Raw genomic sequence first — 13,535 nt, forward strand, 5'->3', positions numbered from 1 at the left:
GCGTGGCCAACTCCTCTTCCTACGGTGATGAGCCGGCAAACAAGCCCTTGCGAACGCGGAATCGTTTTCCGCATGCCACCTCGCCGCAGCTCAAGGAACTGCGGCAATTGACGATGGTGGTCATGCATCCGGACGATAGCGATGGCCGCTTGCTGACCCAGCAACTGCAGCGTATCGGGTGTTCGGTCCAGACCATCTGGCCGCCCACGCAAAACCTGCCTTCAGGAACGGATCTGGTATTTCTGGCCGTGCAACCGGACCTCTTGCACCTGCGCCTGGACTGGGTCTGCGAGGAAGACGCCCCTACAGTGATTGCCGTGGTTAATTATGAAAACCCCACGATAGTTTCCGCTGTGCTGGATTTGAATATTCAGGCGATCCTGCCTTCGCCCATTCGTTCTTTCGGTTTGTTGTCCACGGTGGTACTGGCGCGCAAATACCATAAGGAATTGCGCCAGCAGCGTCGCCTGATCAGCAAGTTGCAGACCAAGCTGCTGGGGCAGCGGCATGTAGCGCAGGCCAAGACGATCTTGATGCGCACCCATCAGGTGTCGGAAGATCAGGCCTACGATCTGATCCGCGAGCAGGCCATGAACAAACGCAGCACGATTGAAGATATTTCGATTGCCATTGTGAACGCCAGTGAAGTGCTGTCTTTGGGGCAGAAAGGTTCGTCCTTGCTGGGGAATTAGCACTTTTTTGGCTAGTCTGATGTGCTGTGGGTAGCGAGAGCAGGCGTAGAGATAATGAGCAATCAGGAACATGAACCAGGCAGGCCGGTGACACAGGAGCAGCGCGCCGCCTGGGCGCAGCTGAAAAAAGACCGTGATCAGTTGAGCGAGCAAGTAGAGACTCTGGAGCGTGGTCACCAGGACTTGAGTAAATTTCTGCTCAAAGCCAAGCGCAATAATGGGATTGCCTGTACCTTGGTGGTGATTTTTACCGCTGCAGGCTGGCTGCTGGATGCTTCGGTCTGGCTGCGCTGGTATGTATTGCCGATTACGCTTTTTTGCTGCGCCTTGCTGTGGTTTGGTGGGAAGCGGCTGGAGCGGCTGATGCAAAGCAAGATTGCGAATCTATCCGAGTTTCTGCGACAGGCGGACGCACAAATAGAAAAGGGGCGGCCCATCTATGAGACAGACCACCCCCAAGCCAATCAAAGCTGAAACTACTTTGTCGGACTCGGTGCCGCTACTCCCCAACCCAAAGCCTGATACAAGGCAATCACATTCAGGTACGAGCCGGTTTCCGCCATTGCCAGCTCTTGCCGGGTCTGGTTCAGGCTGCGCTGATTTTCCAACACTTGCTGATAGGCCCCAGCGCCTATTTCATAGCGCGTCAAGGCGCGCTCATGGGCATTTTCCAGGTGTGACGCCGCCCGTGTCAGGCTAAGCAGGCTCTCCTGATGTTGAGTCAGCCTTTGCAAAGAGCCCTGAATTTCTTCCTGAGCTTGCAGCAGCACTTGTTGATAGTGCAGGCGTGATTCATCAGCCACGGCTTCCATGCCACGCAAGCGCGCTCTGGCATGACCCAAGCGCAGGGCAGGCCATTGCATGGCGGGTGAAACATCGAAGGCGCGGGCAGCATGGCCTAGGTCGCTACCCCTCAGAGCAAAGAAGCCGATAAAGCCAGCCAGATCCAGACGGGGGTACAGCTCGGCGGTGGCGGCGGCCACTTCGTGCGAACTGGCCAGGATTTCCTGTCGAGCGGCACGTACGTCAGGCCGGTTGAACAGCATGGCGTTGACGTCCCCCAAAGGCAGGGAGGCGGCCAAAGGTGCCTTGGCGCTAGGCAGCGGCGTATCAATACTCTCGGCTTGTCCGCCGCTTAGCACCTGGATACGCAAACGAGCCAGCTCCAGATCGCTGCGCAGTTGAGGCACCAGGGTTTTGGCTCGTTCCAGACCCGCCTGGGCATTGTCCAGATTCTCCGGCAGTTCCCGGCCCAACGACACACCAGCCTGCACCAGCTTGATGGTTTGTTCCCAACTGCGTACATCGTCCTCTGCCAGAGCCAGTCGTCGTTGCAAACCCTGTGCTTGCACATATTGACGCGCCAGTTCAGCGGCAATGGCCTGGCGAGTCAGATCCAATTGATCTGCACTGGCCTCGCTGCGAGCCTGGGCAGAGCGGGCTAATTGTTCCAGACGACCGAACAGATCAATCTCCCACGTGGCCTGCATGCCCAGGCGCCAGTTTTCGCTAATGCCGTGGTCAATGGAACCGTCTGCTGCGGCAAACTGTGAACCGCTACGGTTGTAGCTGGCGTGGGCCGTGACGGCCGGCAGGCGGTCGTGCTGGCGCTCGTCGATCAGGGCGCGGGAGGCCCGCCAGCGGGCCTGTGCCTGGGCAATATCCAGATTGTGATCCAGGGCCTTGGCAATCAGGGCGTCCAGTTGCGGGTCTTGCAGCAAGGTCCACCAGTTTTCGCCTTGTTCGGTGGTTTGAGCGAACTGGCTGTTCCAGTTGGTGTCGGCCAAGCTTGGGGCGGTGGGAATGGAGGTGTCCAGTCCCACGGCACAACCGCTCAGGATCAGGCTGGGGATCACCAGTCGCAGAGCACGCGCCACAGGCGCGAGCCTGTTTGATAATGGTGGCGTCATGATGAGTGTTCTCCAGTCGAAGGGCGCAGGGCCTGAGCCAAATCGCGCGCCCGTGGGGTGTCTGCTTGATGGGCGTGATCACGCGCCAGCAAGGTATACAAAGTCGGCAGGATAAACAGAGTGAAGACCGTGCCAATCAACATGCCCGAGACCAGCACCACACCCAGACCAAAGCGGCTGTTAGCACCCGCACCGGAGGCAAACAGAAGAGGCACCAGACCAAAGACCATGGCTCCGGTTGTCATCAGCACAGGGCGCAAACGAATGCGGGCGGCTTGCAAGATGGCTTCGGGCTTTTTCAGGCCCTCTTTGAATTGCAGTTCATTGGCAAACTCCACCATCAAGATGCCGTGCTTGCTGATAAGACCAACCAGCGTTAACAGGCCTATCTGGGTGTAGATGTTGAGCGTGCCTAATCCCAGGGCCAAAGGCAGCAGGGCACCGCATAGAGACAAGGGGACGGTGACCAAAATGATGATGGGGTCCACCAGGCTTTCGTACTGCGCGGCCAGCACCAGATAAATCACCACCAGTGCGGCCAGGAAAGCCCACACCAGAGACTGACTTTCCTGGGTAAATTGGCGCGATTCGGATTGCCAGTCATGCGTAAAGCCTGCCGGCAATTGCCGGGCGATGTCGTCCAGATAGCCCACCGCTTGTCCCAGCGTCACGCCCGGAGCGGGAATGGCTTGCAGCGTGGCCGAGTTTTGCTGGTTGAATTGGCGCAGGCTGTTCGGTTCTACTTCGCTGTGAATTTGGACCATGGTCGACAAGGGCACCAGCTCGCCATTGGCACTGCGTACAAACTGGCGTGTCAGGGCTTGAGCCGTCAGGCGCAGTTCACGCTGGCTTTGCGGAATGACGTCGTACGAGCGGCCATCCAGCGAGAAGCGGTTCAGGTAGTTCTCGCCCACCAGTACAGCCAAAGAGTCGGCAATATCACGCAGGCTGATGCCCATGCTGGCGGCTTTGCTGCGGTCAATTTCCACGCGGGAAACGGGCTTGTTGTAGTCCAGGTCGCTATCCACTACAACGAACAAGCCACTTTCACGGGCTTGCTGCTTCACCCATTCCATCGTGTCGTATACCGTGCGGTAGTCGCCGGGACTGCGCAGTACCAGTTGTACCGGCAGCCCGCCGCTGGAGCCGGGCAGGGGGGCAAGCTGGAAAGCAAAGATGCTGCTGCCGGGAATCGCGCTGACGCGTCCTTGCAGTTCGCCCTGTACGGCGCTGGCATCGCGGTCGCGCTTGCTCCAGTCCTTCAGGTTGATCCCGCCAAAGCTGGCGGCCGGGCCGTCTGTCCCCACAATCAACCAGGTGCTTTCGGTTTCGGCCACTTCACGATACGTGTCATCCAGCAGCTTGCCGTCGCGCTCGGCATAGGCCAGGTTGGCATTTTGCGGAGCTTTCACGGCTGTCAGCACGCTGGCCTGATCCTCAATGGGAGCCAGTTCACTGTGCGTCATTTGATAGAGCACGGGCAGGCTGATAAAGACCAGCAAGGCGACCGCGCCGGTAATCCAGCGATGACGCAAGGAGCGGGCCAGCAAGTGGCCATAGCGGGCCGACAGGCCACCAAAGAAGCTCTCTGCCAGATGGGCCATGCGGCCTTCATCTTGCTGCGAGGGCAGCAGCAAAGAACTCATCACCGGGGACAAGGTCAGGGCCACCACGCCGGATACCAGCACCGCACCGGCCAGGGTCAGGGCAAACTCTTTGAACAGTGCCCCAGTCAGACCACCCATCAGACCAATCGGGGCATAAACCGCAGCCAGCGTCAGGGTCATGGCGATCACAGGGCCGGCCACTTCACGCGCGCCCAGCAAGGCTGCCACCACGGGCGAGCGACCCGCAGCGATGTGACGGTGTACGTTTTCAACCACCACAATCGCGTCGTCCACGACCAGACCAATAGCCAGCACCATGGCCAGCAAGGTCAGCAAGTTGATGCTGAAGCCAAAGGCCAGCATCAAGGCCGCGGCTCCCAGCATGGACAAGGGAATGGTAGCCAGCGGAATCAGCACGCTGCGAAAGGAACCCAGACACAGATAAATCACCAGCACCACGATAATCATGGCTTCGGTCAGGGTCTTCAGTACTTCATCAATTGAGGCTTGAATGAAGCGGGCGGTTTCAAAAGCCAGGGCCACTTCTACGCCGGGTGGCAAGGTCGCTTCAATGGCTGGCAGGCGATCTCGAATGCCTTCCACAATGCGCAAGGGATTGCCGCCGGGAGTGGGGAACAAACCCAGGTGAATGGCGGGCAGGCCATCCATCAAGGCACTGGTTTCAGTTGCCGCTGCCCCCAGTTCCACCTTGCCTATGTCGCGCAGTCGTACCAAAGAGGTGCCGTCTTCGCGCACGATCAGGTCCTGGAACTCGGCCACGCTGGTCAGGTCCGAGTTGAGTTGGATGTTGCTCAAGACATGCTGGCCTTTGACCATGCCGGGAGCGGCCTGATAGTTGTTGGCGCGTACAGCCTGGGCAATATCGGCAGCAGTCAGGCCATAGCCAGCCATGCGGTCCGAATCCAGCCAGAGTCGCATGGCCAGTTTTTGGCCGCCAAAGGTCTGGATCTTCGCGACGCCATCAATGGTGGAGAACATGGGTTCCACCACGCGGGACAGATAGTCGTTCAGCTCCGGGATGGAGATCGACGTCGTGGAAAAGCCCACATAGGCCACGGCGGTGGAGTCCCCGGAGGAGCGCTCCACAACCGGGTCATAAGCGCCTTCAGGCAGGCGATAGCGCACCTGGCTGACCTTGCTCATGACTTCGGTCAGTGCCTGGGTGGAGTCGCGGTTCAGCTCCATGCGCAAGGTCACGACACTGCGACTTTGCACGGAGTGGGAGGACAGATAATCCACCCCTTCCACCGAGGCCAGTGCCTGGGCGATAGGTTGGGTGACAAAGCCTTGCATCAGCTGTGCAGAGGCGCCGGGGTACTCGGTGGTAATCGTGATGGTGGAGTTCTCCAGCAGGGGATACTGCCGGATGGGCAGCTTGTCCAGAGAGAACAGACCCAACATCAGGAGCAAGGCACTGACCACCAGGGCAAGAACCGGCCGACGCACGAACAAGTCGGTAAAACCGGGACGGGAGGCGGTGTTCATACGGGCTCCTTGTCCTTGGCGGTCTGTACCGTGGAGCCGTCCTGAATCTTGATCTGACCGGCGCTGACCACCTTGTCGCCTTCTTTCAGGCCCTCAAGGATCTCGACATGCTCATCCCACTGCTCGCCGGTTTGTACGGCTACACGCTTGACCTGCCACAGACCTTGGTCCTTGGGGGAGGCCACAAACACGGTCTGGCCGTAAGCGGTGTAGGTCAGTGCGGTTTCGGGCACGGTCAGTACGGGGGCTTCGGCGGGGCGTTTTAATTGAGCGCGGGCGTACATTCCCGCTTTGAGGCGATTACCTGGATTGGGTAGTAGGGCTTGCAGGCGCACCGTGCGCGAATCACCGATCAAAGGATCGACAGCGCTGATTTCAGCCTGGAAGTTTTCACCTGGCCAGGCGTCAACTTGCACCAGCAAGGTCTGGCCCACGCTTAAATCAGACAGATTTTGCTCGGGCACCGTCAGGTTTACGCGCAATTGGCTGTCATCGACCAGACTGGCAATAGCTTGGTCAGGTTGCAGGTAGTGGCCCTGGTGCAGGCTGGTGATACCGATGCGGCCCGAGAAGGGAGCGGTAATCTGCTTCAAGGCCAGCTCAGCACGTTGATATTGCAGTTGAGCCAGGGCTACCGCGTGATCAGCCTGGGCCTGATCCAGTTGCTCCTGGGTTGCGGCTTGCTGTTCTTTTAACTTGCGCACCCGCGTCAGTTGAATAGCGGTCTGTTTGACTTGCGCCTGCTCGCGGCGCACGCTGGCTTGCTCCAGTTCGTCATTAAGCAAGACCAGAGGCTGGCCGGCTTTGACGTGCTGTCCGGAGGTGAAATCAATCTTGCGAATACGACCACTGGTCTCTGCGCTCAGCGACACTTGCTGCCAGGCTTCCAGTGCACCGACGGCATGTAAAAGACGAGGGGCGGTTTGGGACTTGACGCTGGCCAATTCGACAACGGCAGGGGGATAGCCGCCTGCTGCTTGAACTTCTTGTGAGGCTGGCAGCAAACGCCAGCCTATGGCCAATACGCCGGCCACAATGGGAATCATGATCCAAGTACGACGCGAACTCATGCTGCTGGACCTCCTGTTGGGCAAGAGAGCCACAGGGGCTGTCTGTTCGGAAGCGTCCAGCCGAATCGCTGATCGCTTTGTGACCAGTCTTCGGGCTTGAAATGGATGGCTGCTGCAAGCGGCTTGCGGGCTTGGGTTGCCAGGGCAGTGTTGATTGTGCTCTGGCCAAGCACGGACTGCCGAAACCATGACAGAGGTCCGGCAAACATAGTCCAAATGAGGGGAGGCATGGCAGGTTCCTGTGACAATAAAGAGGCAGCCGATATGGCTTGCCTTAATTAGGTACCTGGACTATAAAACCTCAAGTTAACTTTAGGTCAAGGGGGTGGAAATGGCGAAAACAGTGGATTTCACGCGTGCGCTGACGGTGGGAGAGGTGGCCAGGCGCAGTGGCGTGCCCGTGTCCACGGTGCATTTTTACGAGGCGAAAGGTTTGATTGCCAGTACCCGTAATAGTGGTAACCAGCGTCGCTTTGATTCGGTGGTTTTACGCTACATAGCGATCATTAAAGTGGCGCAGCGTACCGGAATTCCTTTGGAGGAAATTCACGAGGCCTTGCAGGGTTTGCCACCGGGTAGCAGACCGTCCAGCAAACAATGGCGGGCCATGTCCAGCCGCTGGCAAGACAGTTTGAATGATCGGATTGAGCAGTTGACGCGATTGCGCGATGAGCTGACCCACTGCATTGGCTGTGGGTGCTTGTCCATGAGTGAATGTCCCTTGCGTAATCCGGCCGATATCCTGGGCCAGCAAGGGCCCGGCCCCCAGATTCTGGAAAGAAAGCTGGAGGCCGGATCAGAGGTTTAGGTCGGGTCGGGCGACTGTGCGTACAGAGCGGTCGCCTCGGAGGTGACCAAGGCCTGATAGCGCTCGAAGTGGTTCAGGATATCGTTAATGACCTGGCTGGAGGACAAACCCATCAAGTCATAACCCCGACTGCCGTCCGCAAACACGGTGCGTATCTGCCATTCCTGAGGATGTGCCTGCTCGTTACGGGCGGCTGCTGCCGTAAAGCTGGCAACTCGACGGGCACGCAGTTCCACGCCATAGACGAAGTTGCGCTGGTTATCCGCCTGAATCGTCAGTTGAGCGGTATCTTGATCGCTGGTTTCCAGGCTGACATTCAGATTGCGCTTACCTAGTTCGTCGGCCACCGCCTGCAGCGCAGGGATAACGGTCGCGCCCATAAAGCGACGAGCATCCCGTCGATTGGGCGTGTGCAAGATGGTCGAGAGCCGATGACGCCAGGACACTTCCGAGCCTGGTGCTGGGCCGGACATGGGGCTTTGGCGACGCATACGTGACATATCCGCTTTCATGCCTTTGAACAGTCCCAGTATCAGCAAAAAGACGATCACAGCAAAAGGTAGGGCACTGACCAAAGTGACAGTTTGCAGCGCGGTGAGACCACCGGCCAACAAAAGCAAGGCAGCGGCGACACCTTCCAGCGTGCACCAGTAAATCCGTTGCCATACAGGAGCGTCTTCTACGCCACCGGCTGCCAGTGTGTCGATCACCAGGGAGCCGGAGTCTGCTGATGTGATAAAGAAAATGGTAACCAGCAGTACCGCCAGAGCCGAGGTGACACCAGGCCAGGGCAGGTATTCAAAAAACTCGAACAAGGCCACAGAGGCGTTATTGGCTGCATCTTGAGCCAGCTGGCCAGCGGCAACTCCCATATCCAGGAAAATAGCTGTGTTGCCAAATACGGTCATCCAGAAAAAGGTGAACACGGTTGGAACCAGCAAGACCCCCAGGACGAATTCGCGCACGGTACGACCGCGCGAGATGCGGGCGATGAACATGCCGACAAAGGGCGACCACGCAATCCACCAGGCCCAGTAAAACAGGGTCCAGGCTTTCATCCAGGTTTGCTCTCGGAATGCTTGTGTACTGAATGAGCGAGCGAAAAAGTTATCCAGATATCCGCCAATATTCTGTACAAAAGCATTCATTAAAAAGGAGGTGGGGCCGACAGTCAGCACAAACAGCATCAGACACACGGCTACCAGCAGGTTCAGTTCGGAAAGGCGCCGAATGCCCACATCCAGACCACTGATCACCGATAAGGTCGCCAAGGCGGTGACACCGGTAATGAGTGCGATCTGTAACCAGGTCTCTTGAGGCCAGCCAAACAGGTATTCAAGCCCTGCGTTGATCTGTAAAACACCGAGACCCATGGAGGTGGCAATACCAAACAAGGTGCCGCAGACAGCAAAAATATCAACGCTGTCGCCAATCCAACCCTCGATGCGCTTGCCAAACAGAGGGTATAGGCCCGAGCGAATCGTCAGTGGTAGGTTGTAACGAAAACAAAAGTAAGCCAGTGATAGCCCGACCACGGCATAGACCGCCCAGGCATGCACCCCCCAGTGAAAGAAGGTGATGATCTGTGCCTGATGGGCTGACGTGGTTGTACTAGCCAGCCCTGAAGGGGGGGCCGAGAAGTGTTGCAGCGGCTCGGCCACGGCAAAAAACATCAAGCCAATACCCATGCCGGCGGCAAACAGCATGGCCATCCAGGTCAGGTAAGGGTAGTCAGGCTCAGAGTCATCGGGCCCTAATTTCAAATTGCCATAGCGGCTTAAGGCCAGATAAACCACCGCAAAGAAAAATAAGGCGACGGCAAGGATGTAGAACCAGCCGAAGCTTTTGATGACCCAGTCTTGCAACTGTTCAAAAATAAGCGCGGCGTCTTTAGGGAAAATGATCCCGATCAGCAAGAAAATCAGGACGATAAAGGTAGATCCCCAGAACACCCGTGGATGTAGCGTGCTTCTAAAAGGCAGCCCCATGTCATGCTCCGTTTGTAACTAAGAGGGCACAGCTTAACGAGAACGGCTGACAGTTGAAAGTCTTGTTAGATTAAGAAATATTTGCTCAGGCTCGGAAAGGATCTATGGGCAAAATTAATTCCTGATGTCCGGCCTGCCGTGTCAACTCCAACTGGTGCAGCACATTGGCACTGGCTGTATGCACAGCAGAATGCAGGTCTGCGCCCAATATCAGGTGAGCCAACAAGGTGGCGGCAAACAGATCGCCGGTGCCTTTGGCCGCACAGTCGACGCGTGGATGGCTAAGCAGCGTGTCGGCACGTGGTTCTTTGCGAGACATTAATAATTTGATCTGGCCATCTTGCCAGGATTCGGGGGCGGCACTGGTGGCAATGACCCATTCGGTACGGCCATTCAACAGGCCGTGAGCCGCGCTTGAGCTGGCCTGAATACTGTCACAAGACTGTTGAGACAGTAAGGACAACTCGTAGTTATTGGGTGTCAAGCCCGTAGCCAGCGGCAATAAGGTCTGGTGATAGACGGGGATCAGAGCCGGGTCTACATAGACGCCTACGTCCAGATCGCCAATGACCGGGTCCACAATGACCAGAATGTCGGGGTGCTCTTGCAGTAGCGCTTTTAACCAGCGCGCAATGATAATGGCCTGATTGGCGCTGCCCAGATAACCGATCAGCACAGCGCGCACCTTGTCCAGCGCACCGCGCAAGACCAGATCGTTCAGAAAGCCTTCTAGCCACTCATCGGGTACAGCACCGCCGTGCACCGTGGGGTATTGCGGGTTGTTGCTAAGCAACACGGTGGGAACGGCGGCTACTTTAAAACCGTGTCTACGCAAAGTCGGGCCGGCAACATTGTTGCCCACCCGACCGTAGACGACTTGGGACTGAATCGAAACGACATCCACATGGTAGGGATGTCGTTCACGATCAACAAACGTTACAGCAGTGTTCATGCAGCACAATCAGCGGAACTGGTTTGTTTAAGTTGGCTGAGCCAGTCGGTCAGGACCGTAGCGGCAGCGGCGTGTAGGCGCTTTTGTACCGCCATGGCTTCCAGACGCAGCATTTGCGGGTCGATATCCGCTTGGCCCAGTTCGTTGGCATGACCAACCAGCCAGCGCTCCAGCTTGCTGGTGTCGGCTTCCAAGTGAAATTGCAGGCCCAATACCTGGGTTCCAAAGGAGAAGGCCTGGTTGGGGCCCACATCCGTGCTGGCCAGGTGAATGGCACCGTCAGGAATATCGAACTGATCCCCGTGCCAGTGCAGGACAGGAATACCGCTAACTGCGGACAGGGGCGATTCTTTGCCCGCATCAGTCAGTTTCAAGGGAGAGAAACCGATTTCTTTCACACCCAGTGGATACACATTGGCTCCCAGGGCACGCGCAATCAGTTGTGCGCCCAGACAAATGCCCAGCAAGGGTTTGCCAGCCAGCAGGAATTTGTTGATCAGCTCCAGCTCATCGGAGAGAAATGGGTAAATCTTTTCGTCGTAGGCGCCGATTGGCCCGCCCAATACAACCAGCAGGTCAGCGTCCTGTTCACCCACGTGGCGCAGTGACTCGACGGAAGGGTCAATGTATTGAACTTGGTAGCCCTGCTCGATCAGAACAGGTTCCAGTGTGCCCAAGTCCTCAAAATGGATATGACGCAGTGCGATGACTTTCTTCATAGGGGGTTCTTTTAATTCAGATGGTAAGGATGTCAGCTCGTGGTACCAATGTCTACATTCATGGCGCCCGATAGGGGGAAGGTGCAACATGCCAGAGCATGACCTTGCGCCTTGTCCTGGTCGCTGAGGCAAAAGTCCGGTTCAGAGCGGTATTCGCCCTCCGAGATCTGTACCCGACAAGCACCACAAATTCCTGAACGACACTGACTGCGGATAGGAACATCGGCCGCTTCCAGCATTTCCAGCAAACTACTGCCGGGTTCGGGTGAGAGCGTCTGCCCTGTGCTGCGTACATTGATTTGCAAGGGAGCGCTGCCTGCTTCAGGCAGGATTTCCACACCGGACTTGGCAGGCGGGGAAAAAGCTTCAATCAACATATGCGAGATGGGATGCGCTTGAATCGTGTATTCGCGCAAGGCCTGGGCAAAGCCATGACTGCCGCAAATCACAACAGCCTGCGGGTCTTTCAACTGCTCCATGTTCTCAAAGGAGGGACGTCCCACTTTGAAATGCGCGCTTTCGCGGATTTTTTCTTGCGTGACAAACACCGTCAGTGTGAACCAGCTGGTGCTCAGATCCAGCTGCAGCAGTTCGTGCAAGAAGGGGATGTCGGCAATACGAGCAATACTGAGCAGCAAATGTACTTGTGGTACTGGCAAGCCATCCTGGGCTCGCGCCGCCAACTCACGCAGCAAGGCAATGGGCAGGGTAATGCCAATGCCGCCTGCGATCATGGCGATACGCTCATAACCCACAATAGAGTCCACCGAAATATCACCCGCCACATATTGCAGGGGCACGCTCATGCCCTCACGCAAGGTGGCGTGCAAATGATCGGAGACACTATTGCGGCCCGAACCTTTTACGGCAATTTCAATCAGGTCTGGATCAGCCATACGGGTGATCGAGTACATACGCTGTTGAATGGTGCCGCCGGTATCGGGGTAGCTCAGGGCGACATGCTTGCCCGCCCGCAAGGCGCTCAGAAAATCGAAGTGTTTACTTTGAACGCGCAAGGTGAACACTTTGACGTTTCCGGCCTCGGGGCGAACGGTCTCGCAGCGCGCCTGAATCGTGGCTGTCATTGCAGCGCCTCCTGTTGCTCGGCTTGGGCCTGTGCCTGCCCCGATTTGCTGTTCAAGCCAATGCGCTCGATCAGGCTTTCAACCGAACCGGTGTACACGCCAATCTCGTTGGAGTCGCCCGTATCGTGCAGGATGTCGCGAGCATTGGGGAAGTTCACCATGGAGAACACTTTTTCCCAGGCGCCCATTTCATTGTTGGCGAACATTTCCACGGTGCGCAAAATAATGGCACGCATGTGTTCACGCTCTTTCTGGCTCAGGCCGTGAATGATGTCCGAAGCGACAAAGCTGAACACGCTGGAGTGGCTCCATTCGTCCATGGCATGGGTGCGAGTGACTTCATGGCACACGGTCTGGATGCTCTTGTCCTCGGCCATGGTTTTCAGGTAGTCGGTAATCAGGGTCTCGGACGCGCAGGCAATGGCAAAGCGGGTCAGGCGACGTTCGGATTCGGAGCTGCACTGGCTCAGGATGTCATTGCGCCACTGCACCAGGTTGAAGTTGGTGAAGTCCAGCGGCTGCAGGCCGCGCATGGAATAGATGTAGTTGCACGCCATGATCGACATGCGGGTGTGCAGGGCCTCGTCCAACAAGGCTTGGGACATGACATCTTGCAGCAGATTGCGATTGGAGCTTGGGGGCGGCGTTTTGATGATGTCTTCGCAAGAAGGGGTAACCACGTTGCATTCAACGTAAATGGTTTTAAGGTTGTAAATACCCCAGGCATAGGACAAGCACTGCGATTTTAATTCCTCGGGGGCTTCCAACCAGGCCTGATGCTCACGGAAAGGCAAAAGGCATTCGCTGAAATCCGCCTTGCTGGGGTCGAACGCCAGATTGTTGTAGTCCGGCAGTTCCTGATTGACAGCGGCCCGGTTTTTCCAAAGTACAGACAGCTTTTGCAGCATATTACGTACGGCGTCATCAGTTTCGTAGCTTTTGATTGTCATTTCAAACTTCCTTGCTGTTGATTGCGATCTGTTCGAAATGAACAGGTCGTTTCTGTATTTCGCCTATCTCTATTTCCAAATGGAAATCCGCAGGCTTAAAAGGATTTGCCGGTCCTTATGAGCAAGGCCCAAAAAAACCCGTCATCGAGTCTCTCAAGTCTTGGGGATCAGCATGGTTGAACTGCCGTTAAAGCAATGGCGTTTCCTGTGGTTGTGGGGAACTGGGGATGTTTCTGTCGTTTGCAGAT

At 56.8% G+C, this 13,535-nt stretch carries 11 protein-coding genes; 3 read left to right on the forward strand and 8 right to left on the reverse strand.

Annotated features, from left to right (window positions below; all coding sequences use genetic code 11):
- The first annotated feature begins 2 nt into the window (after positions 1-2).
- Both LNA76_RS00355 and LNA76_RS00360 read left to right on the forward strand, forming a co-directional pair.
- Positions 3-692 carry an ANTAR domain-containing response regulator gene (locus tag LNA76_RS00355; RefSeq protein ID WP_094197475.1) on the forward strand — a complete coding sequence of 230 codons (690 nt, stop codon included), beginning with the start codon at positions 3-5 and terminating at the stop codon, positions 690-692.
- A gap of 54 nt (positions 693-746) precedes the next feature.
- Positions 747-1,166 (forward strand): hypothetical protein, encoded by a 420-nt coding sequence (locus LNA76_RS00360; RefSeq protein ID WP_230017589.1) that lies wholly within the window; start codon positions 747-749, stop codon positions 1,164-1,166.
- A 2-nt stretch (positions 1,167-1,168) separates the two neighbouring features.
- On the opposite strand, the gene LNA76_RS00365 is transcribed toward LNA76_RS00360, so the two are convergent.
- Genes LNA76_RS00365 through LNA76_RS00375 form a run of 3 tightly spaced genes read right to left on the reverse strand, consistent with a single transcriptional unit; the run spans position 1,169 to position 6,785 of the window.
- A complete protein-coding gene (locus LNA76_RS00365; RefSeq protein WP_230017590.1) occupies positions 1,169-2,602 on the reverse strand; it encodes an efflux transporter outer membrane subunit in 1,434 nt (477 codons plus the stop codon).
- Positions 2,599-5,715, reverse strand: a complete 3,117-nt coding sequence (locus LNA76_RS00370) for a MexW/MexI family multidrug efflux RND transporter permease subunit (protein ID WP_230017591.1) — start codon at positions 5,713-5,715, stop codon at positions 2,599-2,601. Before LNA76_RS00370 ends, LNA76_RS00365 begins: the two co-directional genes overlap by 4 nt.
- Complete coding sequence (locus tag LNA76_RS00375) at positions 5,712-6,785, reverse strand: efflux RND transporter periplasmic adaptor subunit (protein ID WP_230017592.1); 1,074 nt, start codon at positions 6,783-6,785, stop codon at positions 5,712-5,714. Before LNA76_RS00375 ends, LNA76_RS00370 begins: the two co-directional genes overlap by 4 nt.
- 331 nt (positions 6,786-7,116) lie before the next feature.
- On the opposite strand from LNA76_RS00375, the gene soxR reads away from it, so the two are divergent.
- Positions 7,117-7,593, forward strand: coding sequence for a redox-sensitive transcriptional activator SoxR (gene soxR, locus LNA76_RS00380; RefSeq protein ID WP_094197470.1), 477 nt, complete (start codon positions 7,117-7,119; stop codon positions 7,591-7,593).
- On the opposite strand, the gene LNA76_RS00385 is transcribed toward soxR, so the two are convergent.
- From LNA76_RS00385 to LNA76_RS00405, 5 genes are all read right to left on the reverse strand, one after another.
- Entirely contained in the window at positions 7,590-9,581 is a 1,992-nt protein-coding gene (locus tag LNA76_RS00385; RefSeq protein ID WP_094197469.1) for a BCCT family transporter, read from the reverse strand. The two genes, soxR and LNA76_RS00385, sit on opposite strands and share 4 nt — an antisense overlap.
- Positions 9,582-9,666: 85 nt before the next feature.
- A complete protein-coding gene (pdxK, locus tag LNA76_RS00390) occupies positions 9,667-10,533 on the reverse strand; it encodes a pyridoxine/pyridoxal/pyridoxamine kinase (RefSeq protein ID WP_094197468.1) in 867 nt (288 codons plus the stop codon).
- Entirely contained in the window at positions 10,530-11,252 is a 723-nt protein-coding gene (locus LNA76_RS00395) for a glutamine amidotransferase (RefSeq protein ID WP_094197467.1), read from the reverse strand. Before LNA76_RS00395 ends, pdxK begins: the two co-directional genes overlap by 4 nt.
- A 32-nt stretch (positions 11,253-11,284) precedes the next feature.
- Positions 11,285-12,337, reverse strand: a complete 1,053-nt coding sequence (locus LNA76_RS00400; protein ID WP_094197466.1) for a 2Fe-2S iron-sulfur cluster-binding protein — start codon at positions 12,335-12,337, stop codon at positions 11,285-11,287.
- The gene (locus LNA76_RS00405; RefSeq protein WP_094197465.1) at positions 12,334-13,287 is read right to left on the reverse strand and encodes an AurF N-oxygenase family protein; all 954 of its coding nucleotides are present in this window, start codon (positions 13,285-13,287) and stop codon (positions 12,334-12,336) included. The genes LNA76_RS00400 and LNA76_RS00405 overlap by 4 nt, the downstream gene beginning before the upstream one ends.
- Between the last annotated feature and the right edge of the window lie 248 nt (positions 13,288-13,535).

The sequence above is a fragment of the Alcaligenes sp. MMA genome, assembly GCF_020907215.1.
Lineage (GTDB): Bacteria > Pseudomonadota > Gammaproteobacteria > Burkholderiales > Burkholderiaceae_B > Alcaligenes > Alcaligenes aquatilis.